At 64.5% G+C, this 23,359-nt stretch carries 23 protein-coding genes; 7 read left to right on the top strand and 16 right to left on the bottom strand.

Features of this window, described 5'->3' with window-relative positions; translation table 11 throughout:
• Positions 1–41 precede the first annotated feature (41 nt).
• Positions 42–656, top strand: a complete 615-nt coding sequence (locus ACNQVK_RS33165; protein WP_418032931.1) for a TetR/AcrR family transcriptional regulator — start codon at positions 42–44, stop codon at positions 654–656.
• A 27-nt stretch (positions 657–683) separates the two neighbouring features.
• Here ACNQVK_RS33165 and ACNQVK_RS33160 read toward each other — a convergent pair whose 3' ends face one another.
• The 6 genes from ACNQVK_RS33160 to ACNQVK_RS33135 all read right to left on the bottom strand — a co-directional run bounded on the left by ACNQVK_RS33160 (position 684) and on the right by ACNQVK_RS33135 (position 5,529).
• Positions 684–1,127, bottom strand: a complete 444-nt coding sequence (locus ACNQVK_RS33160) for a nuclear transport factor 2 family protein (RefSeq protein WP_418032929.1) — start codon at positions 1,125–1,127, stop codon at positions 684–686.
• 20 nt (positions 1,128–1,147) lie between these two features.
• On the bottom strand, positions 1,148–1,930 hold the full coding sequence (locus ACNQVK_RS33155; protein WP_418032927.1) for an SDR family NAD(P)-dependent oxidoreductase: 783 nt from the start codon (positions 1,928–1,930) through the stop codon (positions 1,148–1,150).
• A gap of 16 nt (positions 1,931–1,946) precedes the next feature.
• Complete coding sequence (locus ACNQVK_RS33150; RefSeq protein WP_418032925.1) at positions 1,947–3,023, bottom strand: hypothetical protein; 1,077 nt, start codon at positions 3,021–3,023, stop codon at positions 1,947–1,949.
• A gap of 197 nt (positions 3,024–3,220) precedes the next feature.
• A complete protein-coding gene (locus ACNQVK_RS33145) occupies positions 3,221–4,210 on the bottom strand; it encodes an LLM class flavin-dependent oxidoreductase (protein ID WP_409551158.1) in 990 nt (329 codons plus the stop codon).
• Positions 4,207–4,593 (bottom strand): nuclear transport factor 2 family protein, encoded by a 387-nt coding sequence (locus ACNQVK_RS33140; RefSeq protein WP_409551159.1) that lies wholly within the window; start codon positions 4,591–4,593, stop codon positions 4,207–4,209. Before ACNQVK_RS33140 ends, ACNQVK_RS33145 begins: the two co-directional genes overlap by 4 nt.
• 9 nt (positions 4,594–4,602) lie before the next feature.
• Positions 4,603–5,529 (bottom strand): helix-turn-helix domain-containing protein, encoded by a 927-nt coding sequence (locus ACNQVK_RS33135; RefSeq protein WP_418032923.1) that lies wholly within the window; start codon positions 5,527–5,529, stop codon positions 4,603–4,605.
• 57 nt (positions 5,530–5,586) lie between these two features.
• Between ACNQVK_RS33135 and ACNQVK_RS33130 the strand changes: the two genes are divergently transcribed.
• Genes ACNQVK_RS33130 through ACNQVK_RS33115 form a run of 4 tightly spaced genes read left to right on the top strand, consistent with a single transcriptional unit; the run spans position 5,587 to position 9,892 of the window.
• Positions 5,587–6,834: a sulfotransferase family protein gene (locus ACNQVK_RS33130; RefSeq protein ID WP_418032921.1), complete on the top strand. Its 1,248-nt coding sequence runs from the start codon at positions 5,587–5,589 to the stop codon at positions 6,832–6,834.
• The gene (locus ACNQVK_RS33125; RefSeq protein ID WP_418032919.1) at positions 6,834–8,084 is read left to right on the top strand and encodes an MBL fold metallo-hydrolase; all 1,251 of its coding nucleotides are present in this window, start codon (positions 6,834–6,836) and stop codon (positions 8,082–8,084) included. The genes ACNQVK_RS33130 and ACNQVK_RS33125 overlap by 1 nt, the downstream gene beginning before the upstream one ends.
• Positions 8,081–8,830: an SDR family NAD(P)-dependent oxidoreductase gene (locus ACNQVK_RS33120; RefSeq protein ID WP_418032917.1), complete on the top strand. Its 750-nt coding sequence runs from the start codon at positions 8,081–8,083 to the stop codon at positions 8,828–8,830. The genes ACNQVK_RS33125 and ACNQVK_RS33120 overlap by 4 nt, the downstream gene beginning before the upstream one ends.
• Before the next feature lie 51 nt (positions 8,831–8,881).
• Positions 8,882–9,892: a zinc-dependent alcohol dehydrogenase gene (locus ACNQVK_RS33115; protein ID WP_418032915.1), complete on the top strand. Its 1,011-nt coding sequence runs from the start codon at positions 8,882–8,884 to the stop codon at positions 9,890–9,892.
• An 11-nt stretch (positions 9,893–9,903) separates the two neighbouring features.
• Here the strand turns inward: ACNQVK_RS33115 and ACNQVK_RS33110 are convergent, their stop codons facing one another.
• The 9 genes from ACNQVK_RS33110 to ACNQVK_RS33070 form a co-directional block, all read right to left on the bottom strand.
• Complete coding sequence (locus ACNQVK_RS33110; RefSeq protein ID WP_418032913.1) at positions 9,904–10,845, bottom strand: alpha/beta hydrolase; 942 nt, start codon at positions 10,843–10,845, stop codon at positions 9,904–9,906.
• Between the two features lies 1 nt (position 10,846).
• The gene (locus tag ACNQVK_RS33105; protein WP_418032911.1) at positions 10,847–11,710 is read right to left on the bottom strand and encodes an SDR family NAD(P)-dependent oxidoreductase; all 864 of its coding nucleotides are present in this window, start codon (positions 11,708–11,710) and stop codon (positions 10,847–10,849) included.
• The gene (locus ACNQVK_RS33100; RefSeq protein WP_418032909.1) at positions 11,707–12,198 is read right to left on the bottom strand and encodes a polyketide cyclase; all 492 of its coding nucleotides are present in this window, start codon (positions 12,196–12,198) and stop codon (positions 11,707–11,709) included. The genes ACNQVK_RS33105 and ACNQVK_RS33100 overlap by 4 nt, the downstream gene beginning before the upstream one ends.
• A gap of 68 nt (positions 12,199–12,266) precedes the next feature.
• Complete coding sequence (locus ACNQVK_RS33095) at positions 12,267–13,328, bottom strand: acyl-CoA dehydrogenase family protein (protein WP_418032907.1); 1,062 nt, start codon at positions 13,326–13,328, stop codon at positions 12,267–12,269.
• Positions 13,325–14,452, bottom strand: coding sequence for an acyl-CoA dehydrogenase family protein (locus ACNQVK_RS33090; RefSeq protein ID WP_418032905.1), 1,128 nt, complete (start codon positions 14,450–14,452; stop codon positions 13,325–13,327). The genes ACNQVK_RS33095 and ACNQVK_RS33090 overlap by 4 nt, the downstream gene beginning before the upstream one ends.
• Complete coding sequence (locus ACNQVK_RS33085; protein WP_418032903.1) at positions 14,437–15,213, bottom strand: crotonase/enoyl-CoA hydratase family protein; 777 nt, start codon at positions 15,211–15,213, stop codon at positions 14,437–14,439. Before ACNQVK_RS33085 ends, ACNQVK_RS33090 begins: the two co-directional genes overlap by 16 nt.
• A complete protein-coding gene (locus ACNQVK_RS33080; protein WP_418032902.1) occupies positions 15,210–16,643 on the bottom strand; it encodes an aldehyde dehydrogenase family protein in 1,434 nt (477 codons plus the stop codon). Before ACNQVK_RS33080 ends, ACNQVK_RS33085 begins: the two co-directional genes overlap by 4 nt.
• 27 nt (positions 16,644–16,670) lie before the next feature.
• Complete coding sequence (locus ACNQVK_RS33075; RefSeq protein ID WP_418032900.1) at positions 16,671–17,777, bottom strand: zinc-binding dehydrogenase; 1,107 nt, start codon at positions 17,775–17,777, stop codon at positions 16,671–16,673.
• Positions 17,778–17,788: 11 nt separating this feature from the next.
• Entirely contained in the window at positions 17,789–19,375 is a 1,587-nt protein-coding gene (locus ACNQVK_RS33070; RefSeq protein WP_409551173.1) for an acyl-CoA synthetase, read from the bottom strand.
• 104 nt (positions 19,376–19,479) lie between these two features.
• Between ACNQVK_RS33070 and ACNQVK_RS33065 the strand changes: the two genes are divergently transcribed.
• A complete protein-coding gene (locus ACNQVK_RS33065; protein WP_418032898.1) occupies positions 19,480–21,405 on the top strand; it encodes a flavin-containing monooxygenase in 1,926 nt (641 codons plus the stop codon).
• Complete coding sequence (locus tag ACNQVK_RS33060; protein WP_418032896.1) at positions 21,402–22,289, top strand: SDR family NAD(P)-dependent oxidoreductase; 888 nt, start codon at positions 21,402–21,404, stop codon at positions 22,287–22,289. The genes ACNQVK_RS33065 and ACNQVK_RS33060 overlap by 4 nt, the downstream gene beginning before the upstream one ends.
• 9 nt (positions 22,290–22,298) lie before the next feature.
• Here the strand turns inward: ACNQVK_RS33060 and ACNQVK_RS33055 are convergent, their stop codons facing one another.
• A complete protein-coding gene (locus ACNQVK_RS33055) occupies positions 22,299–23,282 on the bottom strand; it encodes a Dabb family protein (RefSeq protein WP_418032894.1) in 984 nt (327 codons plus the stop codon).
• Between the last annotated feature and the right edge of the window lie 77 nt (positions 23,283–23,359).

Below are 23,359 nucleotides of genomic sequence, written 5' to 3'. Positions count from 1 at the left end.
TCTGGGTTACCATCAAACGCGCTGGTCAGAGGAGTCGCATTATGCAGGTGGTAAACAAGCCGACGACGCTGACCGAACGGCGCGCCGAGGAGCTTCGATTTGATATCGCGCTGGCCGCGCGCGATCTCTTCCTCGCGGAAGGTTCGACCTCGGTCACTGTGGACCGGATCTGTACCGCCGCGGGCATCGCTCCGCGCACGTTTCACCGGCACTTTCCGGTGAAAGAGGATGTCGTCTTACCGTTGTTTCGCCGATTCGGCACCCTGAGCATCGACATGCTTGCGCACGCTGCTCCGGAGCGGAGTGCAGTCGAGGCCTTGGTCGAGGCGTTCAGCACCGAAGTTCCTAAGCGGGGAACAGTCGAATTCGACCGCACGTTCATGGCACTGGTGGTCAACGACCCCCAGTACCGGCTGCGCTGGTTGGACTGGGGGCAGGACCTCATCGGCCCGATTACCGAGTTCTTGGCTGCCCGGTTTGACCTGGGTAGCAGCCCGAGTACGCGAGAATTACCGGCACAGTTGGTAATCCAGGTGTGCCGGCACGCGTATATGTACTGGGTTGCAGACGGTGACTTCGCCGGCCTGCGAGCCACGTTGCGGGTTGGTATGCAGGTGGTTGTCGGGGCGTTGCCGATTCTGTCGGAACAGGTCTGACCTACAGCTCGTCTGGACGTAAATCAGTTAACTACCAAAGATTTCCAGCGGCCCGACGTACGCACGGTTGACCTTGATCCGTTCGGTGATACGCCAGCGGCCGTCGTCGTTTCGCCGCCAGGTGTCGTGGTAGTCGCCCATCGTGTAGAAGCGCGTCGACGGGTCGGCGCCTGAGTTCAGGTGAACATCGCGGATGAATGCCCTGCTGGTTGCTGTGTCCCCGACGACGTCGATGACGACGTTGCCCAGCAGATGCTGGGTGGGGCCACAACCGTCGAGAAAACCACGAATCATCTCGATGATCGAGGCGGCGCCCGATAGGCGTCCCGTCCCGAAGTCGCCTTCGGCGTGTTCGGCGAGAATCTCGGCCATCGTCGCCCAGTCGCGATCGTCCATGGCGCGGGCAAATAGGTTGAGTGCCCGCTCGACGTTGCGTTCATCCCACAACATCTTCAGACGATCGACATCCATGCTGTTGTTCCCTTCGCCGGTCAGGCGTGCGCGCCGCCGTCGAGGCGGATCTCGGTGCCGGTGATGAACGCACCGTCGTCGGAGGCGACCATGGCGATCACTGATGCGACAGCGCTTGGATCGCCGAGTATTTCGCTTTCGGTGCCGTGCAACAAGGGCGTCTGCTTGGCCCACAGTCCGAGGTCGTAGCCCTCCGGCATCTTTTCCAGGGTGCTGTTGGCCAATGCCGTCGACACGCCACCGGGTTGGATGTTGACCGCCCGCAGGCCCTGCTTGGAGTACTCCAGTGCCAGGGAGTGGGTGAAGCTGAGGATCCCGCCCTTGCTGGCTGCGTACGCCGCCATATAGGGGTGGGCGAACGTCGCAGCGGTGGAAGTGAAGTTGACTACGACACCTCGCCGAGACTCCAGTAGTGCTGGGAGTGCCTGGCGGGTCATCAGGAAGGTGCCGGTGAGGTTGACCGCCAGGGTGCGGTTCCAGTCGTCGAGGGTGGTCTCGTGGGTGTGCGAACACGTCTGCATGGCAGCCACATTGACCAGTACCTCAAGCCCGCCGAGCTCAGCCGCAGCCTCGTCCACCGCCGCGATCACGTCGTTCTCGCGGGAGATGTCGAGGATGGCCGTGGTGAGCCGCTTTGCGGTGCCCGCGCCTTCGGCGGCAGCGGTGGTCGCCGCCAGGCCGTCGGCGGAGATGTCGTAAGCGACAACGGTTGCGCCTTCGTCGAGCAGCCGGGCCACGGTGGCCGCGCCGATCCCGGAGCCCGCGCCCGTGACGATGACACGACGGTCTGAGAAACGATCCATCAGGTTCTCCTCGAGCTCAGGCGAATTGGAATGCGGACAGCGGAGCTTCGTCCGGATAGCTGCTAGGCCCACCGACGTCGTAGGCGGCATTCAGGGCGCCGATGAACTGTGGATCGTGCAGCGGTTCGCCGGGCACGTCGAGCTTGATGCCCTTGCCCTTGAGGTCGTCGACCATCATGCCGATGGCCCGTTCGATGGTGATGTCGTCGGAGCCGTCCATGTTCTTCTTGAGTTCTTCGTAGTCGGAGAAAACCTCGGCTGACCAGTGCACGAGGAACCGGAGTTCGTCGGTGTGGTGGCGCGCGATGACGTCCTCACCGTTCTTCAGCAGCCACTGGTCGCGGTCTTCTGGGTCGCCGGTGAACACGGTGTCGAATGCCAGGCCAGCCGGAACCTGTTGGTCCAGTGGGCCGTTGGCCTCTCCGCGGTGCACCATCATCTCGTTCTGCACGACGACGGCGCGGTTGTTGATGGGCGGCAGTACCCGGGCGGGCGGCTTGAGTGGGCCGTCGGGCCAGTAGGTGAAGCCGGAGCCCTCATCCAGGGAGAACCACGTGATGACCTGGGCCATCTTGATCAGGTAGTCGTTGAACAGGCCAGACTTGCCCATCACGCTGCACAACCAGGTGGGGGCGTTCTCATAGCGGACCCCACGGAAGCTGGGGGAGTCCAGGTGACCGGGGTCGCGGTTGGCGCACGGGCCGTTGATGTTGAACAACATCATCTCGGGCTTGGCGTACTGGGCATTCCAGTACTTCTTGGCGTGCTCGACGAAGCCCGCGTTATAGAAGCAGTCGTGCAGTTCGGGATAGAGAACTGTCCCGTGGCTGGCCAGATGACCGCGGAACGTCGGTGTGAGGAAGAGATCCAGTGACGGGGTGAAACCCTCGGGGAACGCTCCGCTCATGGTGGCCATCAACTCGTCTGCCGACGCGAAGTGCTGCGCGATGATGAGGTTCCACGGCCCTTGAGTCCGTACGACTTCGAGGAGCCTCTGCTTCTGGTCGTCGGTGTATACATCCGTGATCTCGCGAGGAGGTGCGGCGGGGCGCAGGATGTCGGACAGCTCGAGGCGCCGTTCATCGGTCAGCATTATCGTCTCCTAAAAGGCATTTCATGATCTCGCTTGTGCGAGTCTGGCGGCACCGCGCGACATCGAAAGTGACGGTGACCGCTGATCGGGAGACCAATTCGTTGCGCGACCAGCAATGGCGGGCCCGTGCAGTTACTCGGCGTCCGACGCCATCGAGCGCGTGAGGTGCTCGGCATCTAGTCCGGCCGGTATGAACGTCAGGCCAACCGCGGCAACACGTCGTCGGTCAGCAGCTGCAGTGAGTTCCACGCTTCGTCGATCGGCATGCCGCCGACGAGGGGGTGCAGGACCAGCGCTCCGTAGTCAGGGCAATCGCGAACTTCGGCGACGAGTTGGTCCGGTGTCAAGAAGCGGTACCGGCCCGATGACCGCACTTCCTCGAGGCTTTGAACGCCCGGCAGGTGCATCGATGACAACGCGCGATCGCGAGACCAAGCACCATAGGTCACCGCTTCCCAAAGAATGTGGCTCCCGAACTCGTGCCAGGCCTTGTCCGGATCCTCGCAGAGGTAGACCATGCCGCGATTGACGGGTGCAGGCATGATCAGCAGCGGCTCGATACCGGCCTGCCCGCATAGCTCTTGGTAGTACCGAGCCAGATCTGGCTGATGTGCCGGCAAGCTGAGCCCCAGCCCGAACCGTACGGCGCGGCGTGCGGTTGCACGTACTCCGCCGCCGACGTAGAGCGGCGGATGTGGCTTGGACCAGGTGGCAGACGCCAGGCGCGCAGTCGGGTCGTGCTCCACGATCGGTGAGCCGGACCACGCCGCCAGCATGGTGCGCAAAAGGTGGTCCATCAAGGGCGCGCGCTGGCTGAAATCCACACCCAGCGCACCGTATTCGACCTCGCGATATCCCAAGCCGACAGTCGTGTGCAACCGTCCTCCGCTCACGGTGTCGACGAATGCGATGTCTTCAGCCAGCCGGACGGGGTTCCAGAGCGGTCCCAGTGCGCAGTCGATGCTGAGAAACAGGTTCTCGGTGCGCTGCAGGAACATGGCCGCCGCCATGACCGGGTTGCTGCTCCAACCGTGCCCGGTGACGTGGTGTTCATCGATGCTGACGGCAGCGACGCCGCGCCGGTCACCCCACTCGGCCAGTTCCATTGCAGCCGATATGATCTCGTGTCTCGTGGCCGGATCGCCGTCGGGTGAGGCGAAATTGAAACGAAGAATCGGTACGGTCATTCTGCTGCCTTGATGTCCGATGCGGAGAAGAATGACCTGACCGAGGTGATCTTGCCGTCTACGTCGAAGGTCATGATGTCGATCGGTTCGAGGTGCAGCGGGCCGTCGCCGGCATCGAAGGCAATCCGGAACTGGAACGCGGCTTCTCGCCCACAGACACGCAGCGACTGAAGCGTGGTTGTGCGTTCGAGCGCCCCCAAGGATGCGAAAAACTCTCGGATCTCGGTCGATCCCACGCGAGGTGTCGTGCCCACCGGGTCCTCGACGCCGGCTCCTTCGGCGAAGAGCTCGAGGATCTGGTCGGCAGTGCCCGTTGCTATCAGGTGCAAGTACCGGTTCACCGTCTCGGTGATGGTCGCGGTCAGGTCAGAGGCTTCAGTCATAGTTGAACGTTAGGAGCGGATGACGGGCGCCGGTTGCCGATGTTCCGTTGAGCGGCACAATGTCTCGACATCGCGTGCGAACGTGACCACGCCGGCGCCGACCGCTTCGAGCTCCTGAGGGTTGAGCGTCCGGTACGGCTGCGCCGAGACCGTCATGACGACCGTGCCGGTGTCGTCGAAGATCGGAGCTGAGATGGTTGCCAGCGGTGTCGCATCCGGTTCGTCAGTCGCTAGCTGATCGACCACGGTCAGATCTGCCACGGCGGCGGCCAGACGAGTGGACAACGGCCCGGGTGGCGAGCCGTTGTCGAGTGCCTTCAGGGCGGTGAACACTTGCAGGAGTGGATCGCTGAGGCGTTCGACGCCGTAGCCCCGGACTCGAATCTCATCCAGGACCTGACTGATTCGCCTGCGAAAGGCTTGGTTGACCGAACCTGTTGCAGCGAGCCAGTCAGCGCGTTCGGACACGGGTGCCCAGGCGACGAATTCGCGTCCGAAGGGGGCGACGAACGGGAGTCGCACACCGGCGGGCACGGGTGCACGGGTTCCGGGTGCGGCGGCGGACTCGACGACGACGATGGTGCGGTCGTGGAGTGCGGAAATGCACATCGGCATGCCGAGCGAGGCGCACATGCGCTGAAGTGGCTCACGCAGTGAACGGGACGGCATTCCATCGGGACCTCCGAGGCCCGAGAGTGCGGGTCCCAAGGAGAACCTCCCGCTGAGTGGGTCACGCGAGACCCACTGCCGAGCGCACAACGTGTGCATGATCGCGTGGCCGGTCGACCGGCTCACATCCAGCTCACGGCATATTTCGGCCAACGTAGGCGGCTCGGTGGGACGTTGCAACAGCAATTCGACGATGTCCACCACCCTGGTGGTCGGGGGTGACAGGTCTTGACCCGCAGGCGCAGACGGGCCTAACTTCTCGTTCATATATTCGGAAGCATATAACGAATATTCGACATCGCAATACGTGGAGGCGTATCGACCATGCTGGAAACCACAGTCGACGATCTGGTCTCGCCGCGTCTGACAGCAACGCAGCAAGCAGTTCTGGACCAGGTCGCCGATCTATCCGTTGATCTTTCCCCCGATGCCTTGATCGATGAGGCAAGGGAGCGGGCCGGTGTCAGCGATTTCGGGTCCGATGACTTTCGGCCCCGTCTCGACATGTATGCGGCGGCGATCGACGCAGACGAGGGGAACACGAACCTCAATCGAATCAACTTGCGCCAGAGAATTGTTCGGCTGCTCACTCAACGCCTGCTGCTCACCGATCTGCTGCACAAGCATCCCGAGATCCACGACATCGAGATCGAACGCCCCATCATCGTCGTCGGACTTCCTCGTTCGGGGACGACCCACCTGGTCAATCTCATCGCCGCGGACCGTCGTCGGCGAGCGCTGCCGTACTGGGAGTCCCAGGAACCCTTCCCGCTGCGAGGGGAGGGGCCTGCCGTCGATGGAACGGATCCCCGATATGCCCGCTGTGCCGCGGAACACCAAGGGGCACAGGTCATGGTCCCGCTGCTCCAGGCGATGCACGACCGGTTTCCCGCGGCCATCGAAGAGGAAGTCGAGCTGTTGGACCTCGACTTTGCCAGTTATGTCCTGGAATGGCACGCGCGGGTGCCCTCGTGGCGCGATTTCTATTACGGACTGGATCAGAACAAGCACTACGCGTACCTGCGTACGACCCTCAAGGCGCTGACCTTCCTGCGAGGACCACGCACCTGGGTGCTGAAGTCCCCACAACACTGTGAGCAGTTGGGCCCGTTGATCAACACGTTCCCGGACGCCACGTTGGCCTTCACCCACCGGGATCCGGTTGCGGTCATCCAGTCGGCGGTGACCATGTTGGCCTACGGCGACCGCATCCGCCGCCACGACGTCGACCCTGAGTCTCTGGTCGACTACTGGACCGATCGTGTCGAGACACTACTGCGCGCCTGCGTGCGAGACCGCGATCTCATCCCGGCGAATCAGAGCCTCGACATCGCCTTTCACGACCTCAACGGAAAGGAGCTGACCATCCTCGAAAAACTCTACGGATACAACGGTACCGACGTGACCGGTGACGCCAAGGCTGCATTTGGCGCCTATCTCGACAGCAACCCGCGCGGAAAGCACGGACGGATGCGCTACGAACTCGAACGCGACTTCGGCCGCTCACCCGAGGACATCCGTTCCCGGTTCGACTTCTACTTCGAGCGTTTCGACGTCAGGAAGGAACAATGATGAGCGATTTCGAGCCGATCTACCGCAGCCGCCCAGGGGCCGACTCGATCGTCGGTGCGAATACCCCCGCGGCACAGGAGGTAGTCCCCGGCATCTGGTGGTCTCCGGGACTGTCGAACTCCTTCCTCATCCCGACCAGTGAAGGCCGGATCGTCGTCAACACCGGCATGGGATTCGAAGCACAAGTGCACCGGTCGAACTACGACGCGGTCGATTCGACACCGATCCGCTACGTCATCCTCACCCAGGGACACGTCGACCACGTGGGCGGCATCGACGTACTGAGCGACCCCGACACAGAGGTCATCGCGCACGCCGACTGGATGACGTGGCGACGGGACAACGAACTGCTGGCACCCTTTCGAACCGCGAACTCATCGTTCGCTTGGCTCGAAAAGGTGATGTCCGCCATTGCCTACTCGACCAAGCGCTTCGGCGGATCGCCGCCTCCTCAAGGCGTGCCAACCCCGACGATCACCGTCGAGGACCGACTCGAGTTGTCGTTGGGCGACCGGCGCCTGGAACTGCTCGCCACTCCCGGCGGAGAGACAACGGACAGCCTGGTGGTGTGGCTGCCCGACGAGAAGGTCTGCCTGTGCGGCAACGTCTTCGGGGCGCTGTTCGGCCACATTCCGAACCTGGTGACCATGCGCGGCGACCGCTATCGCGACGCGCTGACCGTCATCGATTCGATTGAGCGCGTCCGGGCACTCGGAGCCGAAGTTCTGCTGACCGGTCACTTCGGGCCCATCACAGGTCGCGAACGGATCGACTGGGAACTGGGCAGGCTTCGCGACGCTGTGGCCTTCATCCACGACGAGACCGTGGCCGGCATGAACCAGGGCAAGGACGTCCGCACCCTGATGCGTGAGGTGCAGTTACCGCCCGAGCTGGAAGTCGGACAGGGCTATGGCAAGGTGAGCTGGAACGTCCGCGCGATCTGGGAGAACTACGCCGGCTGGTTCCACCACCAATCGACCGCCGAGCTCTATCCCGATGCCGTGGAACCGGTTTCAGCACATCTGATCGAACTCGCCGGCGCCGATGCGCTGGTGGACCGGGCCCGTGCACTGCTGGAGGACGGTGACCCGGTGAACTCGATCCGGCTCGCCGAGATGGTCGCCACCGTCCAGGAGGACCACGCCGGGGCGGCCGCGGTTCTGCGCGGTGCACACGAACTCCTGCTCGAAGAGAGCACCAACTTCTGGGAATCCGCCTGGCTGCGGGAACGAATCAAGGAGCTGTCTTGACGAACGACCTGACCTTCGACTTCACCGGTGCTACCGCGCTGATCACCGGTGGCACCAGCGGTATCGGGCACGCAACGGCGCTGCGGTTGCGCGACGCCGGCGCCGAGGTGACCGTCACGGGTACCAAACCCGAGCCCTCCCACTACGCGGTGGAACTCGACGGCCTGTCCTATCGGCAGCTCGACGTGACGGATGTGGACGGAACCGGTGAGCTGGCCGCCGAATTCTCGACTCTGGACATCCTCGTCAACAACGCCGGCGCCAACTTCCCGGGCGGCCTCGACGAGTCGACGGCCCCGGGCTTCGAGGCCTCGGTGAACGTCAATCTTCTGGCCCCTTTCCGGCTGACGACAGCGCTGCACGGCGCCCTCAAGAGTTCGACGGCTGCCGGCGGGGCCAGCGTGGTGATGCTGGCGTCGATGGCGGCAATTCGTGCTGTGGCAATGGTGCCCGGTTATGGCGCGGCCAAGGCGGGTGTGCTGTCGCTGACTCGTAACCTGGCGGCTCAATGGGCGGTTGACGGGATCCGGGTCAACGCTGTGGCACCCGGGGTGATCGAGACACGGATGACTGCCCCGATGGACTACGTGCCCGAGGTGAAGCAGGCGCAGGTTGACCACATTCCACTGGGCCGCTTCGGAATTCCCACCGAGATCGCCGATGCCATCTTGTTTCTGTGCACCCGGAGTGCGTCGTACTGCACGGGCTCGGCCTTCGTCGTCGACGGCGGCTACAGCGTGCAGTAGCCGCGTGCAGCCTCGACATTTCGTCAACTACTCACCAAATCAGGAGTGCACATGAAGATTTCGATTGTCGACGGCCCGGGCCACACCGACGTCGTCGAACGACCCGACCCAACTATGGGTCCAAGGGACGCATTGGTAAAGATACGCGCCTGCGGTATCTGTGGAACCGACGCGTTCTACATCTCGATCGGTGGACTGCCGCCGTATCAGGGCGCCATGCCGCTGGGGCACGAGCCCGCGGGCGAAATCGTCGCTGTCGGCAGCGAGGTGACCGATCTTGCGGTAGGGGACCACGTCGTGGTCGACCCGATGGCCACGCCCGACGACATCATCGGAAATGGTGGTGCCCGTGGTGCTCTCGCAGAGCTGCTGCTCGTGCGCGACGCGGTCCGCGGCCAGAGCCTGGAAGTCATTCCGGACTACGTCCCGTTCGAAGTCGCCGCGCTCAACGAGCCCATGGCCGTCGCCCGGCATGCGGTCAACCAGGTTGCGCCCGGTCCGGCCGACAAGGTCGTCGTCTTCGGAGCCGGGCCCATCGGGCTGGGTGCGACGATCGCGTTGAAATCACGTGGGGTGGGCCATGTCGTCGTGGTCGACGTGCTCCCCACCCGGCTCGACAAGGCCCTCAAAGTCGGTGCCGACGCGGTGATCAACTCTGCCGAGGACGATCTTACTGCCAGGCTGACCGAGCTTCATGGGTCTGGCGACTCCGTATGGCCGGGTAAGGCGGGCACCGATGTCTACCTCGACGCCGCGGGCGTTCCGGCCGTGATCGACAGCGCCCTGGGCTTGGCGAAGCGAGGAGCCAAGCTGGGAGTGGTTGCGGTGCACAAGGAACCGGTAACAGTGGACCTGATCAACGTGATGAGCAACGAGATAACGATCATCGGCTCGATGGGGTATCCGACCGAGATTTTCGAGGTCACCCGCGACATTGTTGCGGACTGGGAGAAGTACGCGGTGATCGTCAGCCACACGTTCGGATTCGCCGATGTCGACGAAGCCCTGGGCCTGGCTGTCACCCCGGGCGCTGCCGACAAGATCGTCGTGACCTTCGACTGAGGCGCCGGCCCTCAAAAGGTCAAAGGATGTGCAAACCGGGCCCGGAGTAGCGCGGCGGTCTCGGCCATCGCCAACCGCCCGCGCGCCGTCGCATCGGAGCGCATCAGAAAGCCGTGGTACATACCGGGATAACGCGTGACGGTGGTCTGGACCCCGGCGTCACGCAACCGGTCGGCGTAGCGCTCGCCCCAATCCCGGATCGGGTCACATTCCCCGGTGACCACGATCGCCGCCGGCAGGCCGCTCAGGTCGCTCGCATAGGCCGGAACCTGGTAGGGATCGCGCGGCACTCCGCCACTGTGGTCGACCAATTGGTGCATGTAGACGATGTCCTCGTGGCGCAGTAGCGGCGCATCGGGCATCGAGGTGACGGATGCCGCTCCCATGTCGCGATCCAGGCCGGGATAGAGCAACACTTGGGCACAAATCTGTGGGCCCGCGTGATCGCGGGCCGCCAAAGCCACTGCGGCAGCCAGTGATCCACCGGCGCTGTCCCCGACAACCGCCAGGCGGCCGGCATCGAGGTTGAGGTGATGGGCGTTGGCGGCGATCCGTTCGGTGGCGGCATAGGCATCGTCGAATTGGGCCGGTGGCGGCGATTCCGGTGCCAGCCGGTAGTCGACAGCCGCTACTGCGGCACCGCTGGCATCCGCAAGTTCGCGAGCGAGGGGCTCGAACGAATGGTTGGAGCCCATCACCAGCCCGCCGCCGTGCAGGTACACGAGGACCGGCAGCCCGGGCTCGGTACTGGGTCGATACAGCCGAAGCGGAATCGGGCCGGCCGGGCCGGGGACTTCGAGGTCCTCGATGCCCGCCATGGCCGGCATCTCCGGAAGCGGTGCGGATTCCAAGCCCTCACGGACGGCGGCGAGGCCACGGGCCCGCATGGGTGTCATCTCGCCGAGCGCTGCCACCCGTGCGGCAGCATCGGGATCAAGTGGTGGATAGGCCATTTCAGTTCTTTGCCGGGTCGAAGCGGCGCTGGGTGCGCAGCCGGGGGGCCTCTTGGCTACTCAAGACACGAGCTCGTTCCGTCATGGCCGACCCGACGTAGTCGGGCTGCGTGAGCAGGTAGAACCGGCCTTCGGCGGCTTGGTCGAAGACCACCTCCGCCGCGGCCAGCGGATCCATCGCCTCGGCCTTGATGTCGAGCATCGCGGTGCGCTGCCCCTCCGCGGCGCCGGTGTCTCCCGTGTCCACACCACCCGCGGATTCGAAGATGCTCGACACCACTGCGCCCGGCAGCACGGCTTGGACGTGCAGGTGGTGGTCGTGGCCTGCGGACTGCACTTCCAGATGCAGACATTCGGTCAGGGCGAGTACCGCGTGCTTGCTCATGATGTAGGGCGCCTGCAACGGAACCACGGCGACACCGCCGATCGAGGACAGATTCCATACCCACGCCGGGGCGTCCGTGGCCATCATCTTCGGCAGGAATGCTCTGATGCCATGGAACACCCCGCTGATGTTGATGTCGACGACGCGTTGCCAGTTGGAAACCGGGGTGTCCCAAAGGTATCCGAACTGCTCGACGCCGGCGTTATTAACCAGCAGTCGCACCGGCCCGACGTCGCGATAGACCCGATCGGCCATCGCCTGCACTGCGTCGGCGTCACGCACATCGCAGACGACGTCGGTCGCCGAGCCGCCCCCGGCGACGATTTCGTCGCGCAGTTCCGCGACGGCGGCCGCGTTGATGTCGGCCAGGACCACGTTCATTCCCAACCGGCTGGCGTGCCGTGCCAAGCCCGCGCCTATTCCGGCGCCGGCTCCGGTGATGACGGCAACACCGCCAGCGAAGACGTCGCGGGCGCTCACGCCGACGGCGCGGTGGCGGCCGCGGCCTTGGCGGTGTGCTCGGCGAGCGGGATCGAGTCCTCGGCGTCGAGCACCACGTTCAATGAGGTGAACACCAGACCGTCTGGTGAACGCCGGATGCCGGCATCTACCACGCCGCTGGATACGGCGAACGGAACATTGTTGGTGATCTGGTTGACGAACAGATAGAAGCGAACGTTGGTGACCTCGCCCTCGACGCCCGTGCGGTAGACGTTGGTGATGTGATGCCGACAGGGATACGGATTCTCGTTGCGGTGCTCGATGAGCCAGGCCAATGTATCCGCCTTGCCGTGCAACTCGGCGGCCAGCAGATGCTCGAACGGGCACGCCCCGGAGTCGGAACGACTCAGGTACTCCATCTCGTCGGCAAGGCGGCTGCCCACCTCCTCGAAATGGCCCTGGTCGTAGTGGAACCAGAAGCCGGAGACGAATTCCTGGACGTCAGGCAGGGTGATTTCGTTGCTCATGTCGGGTAGTCAACCCGGGATGAGGTGCCGGCAACAGCGCCGGTGACCGGTCAGCGGAACACCGACCGCTACTCGCCGGTGATCAAACCCCAGAGACCCTGTCCGCCAGCGGCAACGGCTGCAGCGGCGACCTGTTCGTCCCAGAAGCGCACCGAGCCGAACTCTGAGCGCCAGGCCAGCGCGGCCCTGGTGTAGCTGTGCAGTCGGTGCTCGTGAGTGGTGCCTATCGCCCCGTGCACCTGGTGCGCGTTGCGTACCACCACCGAGGCGGCGTGGCCGGTGCAGGATCGTGCCGCCGCGATCTGGAAATCGAGATGTGATGACGCCCAATCGGTACAGACGGCCGTGTGCAGAGCCGCTTCGGTGGCGGCTCGGGCCAGCGCAGCCTCTGCGGCGGCATCCGAGATCAGGTTCTGGATGGCCTGGAACTTGGCCAGTGGCCGTCCGAACTGCACCCGTGACGCCGCGTGCTCGATGGACATCTCCACAGCGCCGTCGAGCGCGGCGCACACCTGGATCGCCCGCACCATCGCCGACTTCCGGCGGAGTTGGTCCACCAGTTCGGTGGGCACGGGATGACCGGCGATTCCTGAGGTGTCGACGCTGATGGCGTCGCGTGGCTCGCCGATCAGGTTGGTGCCGGTGGTGAGCGACAGTTCGGCGGTGTCGAACTCGCCGAGCCGGTACTCGTCGCCGACCGGCCATAGCAGGACGATCCGTTCCGCCTCGGCGGCCCATGGCGCCCCGGTGGCGGCACCGCCGTCAGCCGGTTGGACACATGCAGTTCGCACGGCATCGTCGATGGGCTGGTCGGCGGCCTCGAGCAGCCAGCACGCCAGGAGGTCGTGTTCGGCGAGGGGAGCGCGCACGCCGTGCCGGACTGCGGCGCCGATCAATTCGGCGGCCTCGTGCCATCCCGCGCCGCTACCGCCAGATTGCTCCGCGCCAGTCAGCCTGACGAGCCCGAGCGAGTCGAGGCGCTGCCACAGATTGCGGTCGTACCCGACGCGTGCGCCGGGGGCAGCGGGAGCACCGGCCTGCCGGTAGTCGGAGAAGACGCCGTCCATCATGGTCACCAGATCCGGATCCACCACGGTGAGTGAGTTCGAGGTGAGTTCGGTCGTGTTCATCGCATGCCCAATCCCCGCGCGATGACACCGCGCAGCACTTCGTTTGTTCCGCCGCGCAACGTGAAGCCGGGACGTTGATCCACCGCGGTGGCCACCAGATGGGCCCATCTCGGGTCCGGTTGCGTGTCGTCTCCGGTCCGCTGGTCGGCGAACTCGGCGATATCGCCCTCGACTGTGGTTCCGAGCACCTTGACGACGGCGGCGGGCACATCGGGATTCTCGCCGCGCTGTAGGGCATCGGCCACCGCGGTAGACATGTGATGCAGTCCGGCGACGCGCGCAACCAACCTGCCCAGTTCGGGATCGGCCGGCTCATGTTGAGCGGTAGGGTGTTCGACAGACCCGGTGAGCAGCGGGAATGTCGACAGGAATCGCTCCGGGCCACTGCGCTCGAAGCTCAGCTCGGAAGTCACCTGCGCCCACCCGTTGCCAATTTCGCCGAAGACCCTGATGTCGGGGACGAACACTTCGTCGAGCACGACCTCGTTGAAATGGTGGCCGCCGTTCATCGAGATGATTGGACGGACATCGACCTTCGGTGCCTGTAGGTCGACGATGAACTGGCTCAGGCCGGCGTGCCGATGCGCCGGATCCACGGGGTTGGTCCGGGCCAGCACGATGAAGGCATGCGCGCGCTGCGCCCCTGACGTCCACACCTTCGTGCCCGTGATCGACCATCCACCCTCGACACGTACAGCGCGGGTGCGGACGCTGGCGAGGTCGGAGCCTGAGTCCGGCTCGCTCATCCCAATACCGAAGAAGCACTCGCCGCGCACGATGCGCGGAAGGAAGGTCGACTTCTGTTCCTCTGTACCGTATTTCAGGAGTGACGGCACGATCTGGCGGTCGGCAATCCAATGCGCGGCCACCGGCGCACCTGCGGCAAGCAGTTCCTCGGTGACGACGAACCGTTCGTCAAAGGACCGTCCGTGGCCACCGTATTGCTCAGGAACGGTCATGCCCAGCCACCCGCGCTGGGCGAGCGCGGCGGTGAAGTTCTCGTCCCATCCGCACAACCAGGCATCCACCGAAGGGATGAACGCGCCCGCGGCCAACTGCTCGGCCAGGAATTCGCGTACCTGCGAGCGCAACTCGAAATGCTGTCCGGTCACGCGGTTCTCCATTTCGCGATGCGCTGTTGGTGCGCGGTGTCGTGGTGGGCCAGCGGTTGCATTGCCGCGGCCATCGACAGCGTGGATTCCAACGATCCGGTGATCGATTCCTGCAGTAGCCGCTTTGCCATCCGCAGGGCGTGCGGTGGGTTGACGGCGATCTTGTCGGCGAGCGCGCGAGCCTCGGACAACAGATCGTCGTGGGCCACCACCCGGCTGACCAGACCCCATTCCAAGGCGGTGGCCGCGTCGATGCGTTCACCGGTGAAGGTCAACTCGGCGGCGCGGGCATAACCGATGGCACGGGGCAGGAACCACGTCCCGCCGTCTCCCGGGATGAGACCGAGTTGCACAAAGCTCTCGGCGAAAGATGCTCGTTCGGAAGCGATCCGGATGTCACACATCATCGCCAGGTCGCACCCTGCGCCGATGGCGGCACCGTTGACTGCGGCGATCAGCGGCACCTCAAGGCGACCCAGGGCACGTGGGATCCGTTGGATGCCGTCGATGTAGGCGCGCCGCTGATCGATGGCATCAAGGCCGAACATGCCATGGCGGTCGGCCATCTCCTTCACGTTGCCGCCGGCCGAGAAGATCTTCCCGGCCCCGGTGAGGATGACGGCGTGGATTGTGTTGTCCCGGTTCGCCGCATCCACGCCGGCCTCGAACGCCGCGATCACGTCCTTGCCCGTGATGGCGTTGCCGACTTCGGGCAGATCGATAGTCCAGAGTTGGACCGGTCCTTCGGTCTTGATGGTCAGCGGTGAGCTCACGCGTGCTCCTTGAGCTGGAGGGATTTGGTCTGCAGGTATTCCTCGAAGCCGAACCGTCCGAGTTCGCGGCCGATCCCGGACTTCTTGTAACCGCCGAACGGGGCGGCCGGGTTGTAGGCGCCGCCGTTGATGTCGAGTTGCCCGGTCTGAACCCGTCGGGCGAATGCGATCGCCTCGTCATCGGTAGCGGCCCATACCGCACCGGAGAGTCCGTACGGGGTGCCGTTGGCGATACGCAGTGCATCGTCGGAATCGGCGTAGGGGATCACCGCCAGGACCGGGCCGAACACCTCTTCCTGCCCGAGCTCGGAGTCGGGATCGACATCGGCGAAAACCGTTGGTGCCAAGAAGAAGCCGACGTCCCGGAGCGGATCGGCGCCGCCCGAAAGGAGCCGCGCGCCGTCGCGCTGCGCACGTTCGATGAAGCCACGCACCGTGTCGAACTGTGACCGTGACGCCGACGGCCCGATGCGGGTTGCCGGGTCCCGCGGATCGCCCACGGTGTAGCGCGCCACCGCGGACTCGATCAGCTCCAGCGCTTCGTCGTAGCGGCTCTGCGGCACCAGCATCCTGGTCCATGCCATGCAGGTTTGGCCCCCGTTGAGGAAGGCGTTGCCCACACCCACCTTGACCGCGGTGGCCAGGTCAGCTCCGTCGAGGATGACGTTGGCCGATTTGCCGCCGAGTTCCAGGGCGACCTTCTTGATCGACTGGCCGGCCAGCTCGCCGACGCGCGCGCCGACGCCCGTCGACCCGGTGAACGAGACGAAGTCGACGCCCTCGTGTGCCGCAATGTGTTCGCCGATCACCCGGCCCGGACCCGACACCAGGTTGATCGTCCCGGGGGGCAGACCCGCATCCTCACAGGCTTCGACGAACGCGAACACCGACAGCGGGGCTTCGTTGCTGGGTTTGAGTACGACGGTGCAGCCAGCGGCTATGGCCGGTAACACCTTGGCGACCACCTGGTAGAGCGGGTAGTTCCACGGCGTGATGGCCCCGATGACGCCGTAGGGCTCGCGCACGATCAGTGAATTGCCCATGCGTTCTTCGAATTCGAAGGTTTCGAGCGCATCGGCGAAGCCTCTTGCCACCGCGAGCGGCACTTGCGTCTGTACCGTCTGTGCGATGCGGATGGGCGCGCCCATCTCGGCGGTGATGAGTTCGGCGATATCGGGCAATCGCTTCTCCATCGCGGCGATGACCCGGTGCAGGCGATCCCGGCGCTCGGCCACGGAGATCAGTGGATCGAACGCCCGCCGAGCCGCGGCCACCGCGGCGTCGACATCGGCGGCGCCGCCGTTGGGCACGTGGCCGATGACGGCTTCGGTGGCCGGGTCGATGACCTCGACAACACCACCGTCACCGCCGTCGGAAGCTGCGGTCCAACGGCCGTCGATGAACAGTCTGTCGTGTTCGAAAGTGGGCACGGTCGTCCTTACGTTCGCGGGATGGGCTCAGGGGACCAGGCTGGCGCGGATATCGCGCTTGCCGTCGGCTGCGGTGAATGCGTCATTGATGTCATCGAGCGAGTACGACGCTGTGGCAAGCCGATCGAAGGGAAACTGGTGCTGATAGCGGTCCAGGAACGTCAACGCCCGGGACAGCACCGCCGGGTCGTACAGCGAGACACCCACCATGGTTTTGTTGCCGAAGACGAACCGTGACGGGTCGAAGTCGAACGTCTTGCCGATGTTGATGTTGCCGATTTCGACGTAGCGGCCGAATTGTGCGAGCATCTGTAACCCTTCGTCGATGGCTGACGGGTGGCCGACGACCTCGACCACCACGTCGGCACCCTGTCCGTCGGTCAGTGCACGCACGGCCTTGGCCCGGTCTTTGGGAGTGGCCACCTCGTTGAGGTCGATCACCGAATCGGCACCGAAGGCCGCGGCCAACTCCAGGCGCTCGGGCACCCCGTCGATGGCGATTACATTGGCGGCCCCGTGCGCCTTGGCCACGGCCACGGCGTAGAGACCCAGGGCGCCGGCACCCTGGACGACGACGTGTTCGCCGAGCTGCAGGTCGACGCGTTCGAGCCCGTACATGACCTGTGAGAGTGCACAGTTGGCGCCTGCGGCGATGTCGTCACTCACCGAATCCGGCACGGTGTAGACCACCGCGCCGGCCGGCAGCAGGTAGTAGTCGCCGTAGCCGCCGACGAAGTAGGGCGGTTCGTCGGCGCGACCCAGCATGGCCATCTTCAGGTTCAGACAGGCATTGCGCCGTCCGGCCAGGCAGTTACGGCAGCGGTGGCAGCAATAGAAGTACGGAAAGACCACCCGAGTGCCGTGGTTCAGGAGTTTGCCGTTGGAGTCGGCGGACACTCCTTCACCCAGAACCTCTACCGCGCCGACCATTTCATGCCCCAGCACGGTGGGCAACTGGCCGCCCAGGCCGCGGGTTGCGAACGTGCCGTGCCAGGCGTGCACGTCGGACCCGCAGATGTTCGCTCGCAGGACGCGGATCAGAATCTCTCCCGGTCCCACCTCAGGCAGGCTGACTGTTTCGATCTGGAATGGCTTGCCCGGTTCATCGAAGCGCGCGATGCGTCCCTGATACATGTTGTGTTCCTTCAGTTGCTGGTGAATTCGAGGCTGAACCGCTGTCGCAGAGCGCGTTTGAGCAGTTTGCCACTGGGGTTCTTCGGCAGTGAGTCGACGAAGTACACCTGTTTGGGGGTCTTGAAGCCGGCGAGATGTTCACGGCAGTGACGTAGGACTTCTTCTTCGGTCAGGCTGGTCCCGGTTCGGGTGACCACTGCGGCGACCACGGCCTCCACCCAGACCGGGTGCGACACACCGAACACCGCTACTTCCTCGATGCCGTTGTGCCGGTAGAGAACTTCTTCGACCTCGCGGCTGGCGACGTTCTCGCCGCCGGTCTTGATCATGTCCTTCTTGCGATCGACGACATGTAGCAGGCCGTGCTCGTCGTAGTAGCCCAGATCGCCAGAATGGAACCAGCCACCGGAGAAGGCCTCGGCGGTCTTGCCCTCGTCATCGAGGTATCCCAGCATCAGATGTGGACTGCGGTGGGCGATTTCACCGACGGTGCCGGTCGCGACCGGCACGTTGTGGTCGTCGAGGATGACAGTTTCGACATTGGCAACGGGCCGGCCAGCGGCTCCGGCATGCGCATCCTGCTCGGCAGGTCCCAGCGCCGAAGCCAGCGGTGCCATCTCGGTCTGGCCGTAGAAGTTCCACAGGCGAAGGTTGGGCAGACGCCGGCGCATCTCGTGCAGGATCTCGCTCGGCATCGGTGAGGCGCCGTAGTAGCCCTTGCGCAGACTGGACAGGTCCACTTCGTCGAACACCGGGCTGCGCAGCAGGCTTATCCATACCGTAGGTGGTGCAAAGTAATTGGTGACACCGTGTCGTTCGATGGTGCGCAGCACGAGCTCGGGCTCGGGTCGAGGCAGGATGATGCTGGTGGCGCCAAGGTAGATGTCCGTGGCGAGGAAGTTGTCCAGTTGTGCGCAGTGATACAGGGGCAGGGAATGGATTTCGACGTCATCACCGGACATCGAGCCCGCCACGATGGTGCTGATGTACTGCCACATCAAACTGCGGCTGCTGTGCATCACGCCTTTGGGGCGCGACTCGGTGCCGCTGGTATACATCACCCGCAGCAGTTGATCGTCGTCGATCCGGCAGTCGGGGGTATTCGCGGTGGTGGTGAGCCATTCGGCGAAGTCTGGCCAGCCTGAGGGACTGGAGTGGCCAGTGGCCACCAGTGCGGCCTTCCTCGTCACGGCCGACCCCTGCGCCATGGCCTGTTCGGCCACCGGTACGAGGTCACCCTCGACGATGAACCCGGTGGCTCGGCTGTGCCCGAGGATGTAGGAAATCTCGTCTGGGGTGAGCATGAAATTGATGGGCACCAGGACCACCCCGGCCCGTGCGGTCGCGAAGGTGAGTACCGCGTATTGCCAGCAGTTGCGGGACAACAGCGCCACTCTGTCCCCGGGAAGAAGCCCGTTGTCGTGCAATGCTGCGGCCGCCCGATCCACCAGATGATCGAACTCGGCGAAGCTCAGCACGGTGTCGCCGTCGATTATGGCGGTCTTGTCAGGCTGTCTACGCGCCGATCGGCGAGGGACATCGGCGAGGCTGTGGCTGCGTGCCCGGGCGATGACGGCGGCGAGGTCGTCAGAGTGCATGGTCGGTGAGGGTAGGCGCGGCATGGGTCGGTACGGTGGTTCGTCTCCCGCTCAGTAGACATGGTGGGCGCGCGGGGCAGTGAAATTCTTCGATACTCGACTCCATGACCGCTACCACTGAATCGTCGTCACTCGCGGATCGCGCACCAGACCCCGATGTCCTGCGAGCCCATCTCATGGAGGCTGATCCCGGCGTCCTGGTCGCGGTGCTGGCGCAGATGACGGGTGACGCGTCGGTGATCGAGCGGTACGCCGCCACGATCGATCACGTCCCCGACCCTCCGGAGAGGGCCGGGACGACTGATCCCCAGACCACCGAGGCGCTGGCGGACGAGATCATCGCCGGGCTGGGACGCGCACGCCCGGGCGATGCGCCTCCGGTCGACGACCGCGACTTTTTTGCCCGGCTGTTGCCGATCGCTCTGGGCGGACCCGTCGATGACGAGCACGTCGACCTGCTACTCGAGCAAGGCGGTTTCCGGCCTTCGCACCCGACGCTGCCGCGTACCACGCCGATTCCCTCGTCCACCACGGTGGCGATCATCGGCGCGGGTATCGCTGGTATCGCGGTCGGGCTGGCCGCAGCTGAAGAGGGCGTGCATTTCGAGATCTTCGACCGCAACGACGAGGTCGGTGGAACTTGGTTGACAACAACGTATCCCGGCATAGGTGTCGACACGCCCTCGGCGTACTACTCGCTATCGCGTGAGGTCAACCCGGACTGGTCGAACTACTATCCGCAGGGCGCGGAATATCAGGAATACCTGGTCTCGCTGGCCGACAAGCACGACCTGCGTCGCCATATCCGCTTCGGCACCGAGGTCGAGGCCTTGTGGTGGGACGAAGCACGTCAGCAGTGGCAGATTCGATCGCGCACCGCGGACGGGACTCAGGCAATCGACTATGCCAGCGTCGTCGTCACCGCGGCCGGCTATCTGAACCGTCCCCGGTTCCCCGAGATCAAAGGCCGAGACAGCTTCGCCGGCATCAGCATTCACTCCGCTCAATGGGACCCTGACCTGGATCTGGCCGGCAAGAGAGTGGCGGTGATCGGTGCCGGCTGCACGGCGGTTCAGATCGTCGATGCCTCCGTCGACGAGGTCGAGCACCTGACCGTGTTCCAACGCCAGCCGCACTGGGTCGCTCCTCGCAGGCGGCTCTCCGACGAGGTTCCAGAACACCGGCGCTACCTGGGCCGAGTACTGCCCTACTACGCGATGTGGCATCGGCTCAAGTCGTACTGGGGTACCGCCGACAACAATTACCCGATCATCCTGCAGGACCCCGAGTGGTCCAAGACGCATCTGTCGATCTCGCCGACCAACGATGTACTGCTCCAGATGTGCCTCGAATACATCGACCGGATGTTCGGCGCCGGAACCGAATTGGCTAAGAAGGTCACGCCGGATTTCGCGCCGTACGGCAAGCGGATCATCCGCGATCCCGGTGGCTACTACGCTGCCTTGACCCGCGACCACGTCGACGTCGAAGCCAGTGAGCCCGCCCAGATCAACGAGAGCGGCATCGTCACCGGCGACGGCCGTCAGATCGACCTCGATGTCATCGTCTACGCCACTGGCTACCACCTGGATTTCCTTTCCACCATCGATATTCGCGGCCGCGACGGCGAGACTCTTGTTCAAGAATGGGGCGACAGCCCGCGTTCCTATCGAGGGGGTGCCGTCGCGGGGTTCCCGAATCTGTTCATCACTTCGGCTCCGAACTACAGCCCGGGTCATGGTGCAGGTGCCAATTTCTCGATGGAAGTGCTGGCGCACTACATCGTGGAATGCCTGCAACTGATGGCCCTGCGTGGGGCTTCGACGATGGAGGTCACTCAACGTGCGTACGACGAGTACGTGGCGGAGATAGACGAGGCGATGCAGCGCACAGTCTGGTGCCATACGCCCAACGCCCACACCTACTACCGCTCGGGGTCCGGTCGCGTTGTGGTGGCCACGCCGTTCCGGCTGGTGGATATCTGGCAGCAACACCGAGCGCCGATCGAAGAGGACTTCATTCTCCGATGAGTCAGATACTCGCTGGAAGAACAGCATTGATCACCGGAAGCAGCCGCGGCATCGGGCGCGCCATCGCACAACGGCTGGCGGCAGAAGGGGCGACCGTTGCGGTGACCGCACGCTCCTACACTCCGACACCGTCCACGCGCGCCGGGGTCACAGAGGCCATTCCGGGGACGATCGAGGAGACCATTGCCCTGATCGAAGACGCCGGCGGATCGGCCTTCGGGCTCGCCGCCGACCTGGAGGAAGCCGCCGCCCGCGACGGATTGATCGAGGCCGTCGTCAAACGTACGGGCCGGCTGGATATCCTGGTCAACAACGCGGGCTACGCTGACTACTCGGTGGTCGAGGACATGCCGGTCGAGACCTTCGACCGCACGGTAGAGCACTATCTGAAGACGCCGTTCGCGCTGACAAAAGCTGCTGTGCCGCATATGCGCTCGCAGGGGGCCGGGTGGATCGTCAACATCGGCTCGGTCACCGGAGTGGCCCCGGTTCGGCCCTATCGGGATTACAACAAGACCGCCGGCGATGTGATCTATGCATCGTGCAAGGCCGCGCTTCATCGGTTCACCCAAGGCGTTGCCGCTGAGTTGCTCGACGCCAACATCGCGGTGAACTGCGTTGGGCCGTCCACCGCGGTCCGGACGCCGGGGGCGGCATCATTGATTCCGGACAGCTTTCCGACCGAGCCCGTTGAATACCTGGCCGAGACGGTACTGGCGATGTGTCACCTGCCAGCCGCGGAACAGACCGGTCTGGTGGCGTTCAGCCTGCACTATCCCTGGTCACAACAACTTCCGGTGCACTCGTTGGACGGCGGCTCGGTATTGCCGCCGCTGCAGCCGCCGGCAGCTGCCAATCCGAACATCCTTCCCGCGGGGGTATAGGCGGGCAACTTAGTCGAGCACGGGGGCGGACAGTTCGCAGAAGCTGTGGCATACCCGGTCGCGGACGATGATGTCGGTGGTCTCGGAGTCGAACCAGCGGTCGACCACGGCCCAGTGGATTGGGTGCATGAGATAGGGGCCCATCAGGCCGTCGACGTCAGTGAATTCCTGTTCGAAGACATGGGTCCAGTCGCTGGTCCCGATGGCCTGCTCGACCCGGCTGAGTTGCCACGCGGTGATGGTCGGGACGAATCTCGGCATCACCGCGAGCTCGTTCTCGAAGGTGGCGACTTCATCCGTAGTGACGTCGGGTGGAACGCGTAGCAGTAGTGCGCGATACACGGTGCCAGTGTTGCGGTGAATCGGAGCTCCCCGGTAGGTGACCCCATTGACGTGGGTGATCGCCGGGTCGGCCAATGCGTCGTCGAAATTGCCTCTCTCCCAGTCATCGTGGTCGGCAAACCGCAGATGGACCAGGATGTCGCCGCCGTTGCGGGAACCCGGCAGCGTCGGTTGGACCAATGTCCGCAACGCACCGCTCCGTCCGGCTGCATCGCGCAGTGCCGCCAGCACTCGGCTGCGTTCGGGCTCGGCGACGTCTACCAAGCGGGTGACGCCGAGTGTGGCTGCGCCGCTCGATTCGCCGGTTGTGACGTGTGGGGCAGAGGCGTCGACGTCCTCAGCCAACGATGCGACATTGCGAGAGCGTTCCACCACCAAATCGGTGACGCTGTGCCACCAGCGCGCGACGGCCGGGTCGGGCCGGCCCCGCCACGTCATCTGCCACCAGGCCTCCGGACTGGGCAGCGACCAGGTGATCGTCACGACGTTGGATCGGTCGTCGAACCAGATGGGCGGACTGACGAGCACGTCGCGCAATGTCATCCCGCGCTCACGGGCACCCGGGGCGTATCCGTCCAGGTAGGCATCGATGAACTTTTGGGCACAACCCGGAGCGGTGATTACCCGGTCGACGACGAAAACCTCAGCCATGTGGCGAGATTACGACCGGTCTTCGCGAGGAGCCGGTTGTATTCCCGACCATCGGGAAACCACCGTTGACTGTCGTA

Origin of the sequence: Mycobacterium sp. 134 (assembly GCF_048282715.1) — a bacterium.
GTDB classification, from domain to species: Bacteria; Actinomycetota; Actinomycetes; order Mycobacteriales; family Mycobacteriaceae; genus Mycobacterium; species Mycobacterium septicum.
The sequence above is the reverse complement of the archived record's forward strand: the minus strand, read 5'-3'. Positions and strand labels throughout refer to the sequence as shown.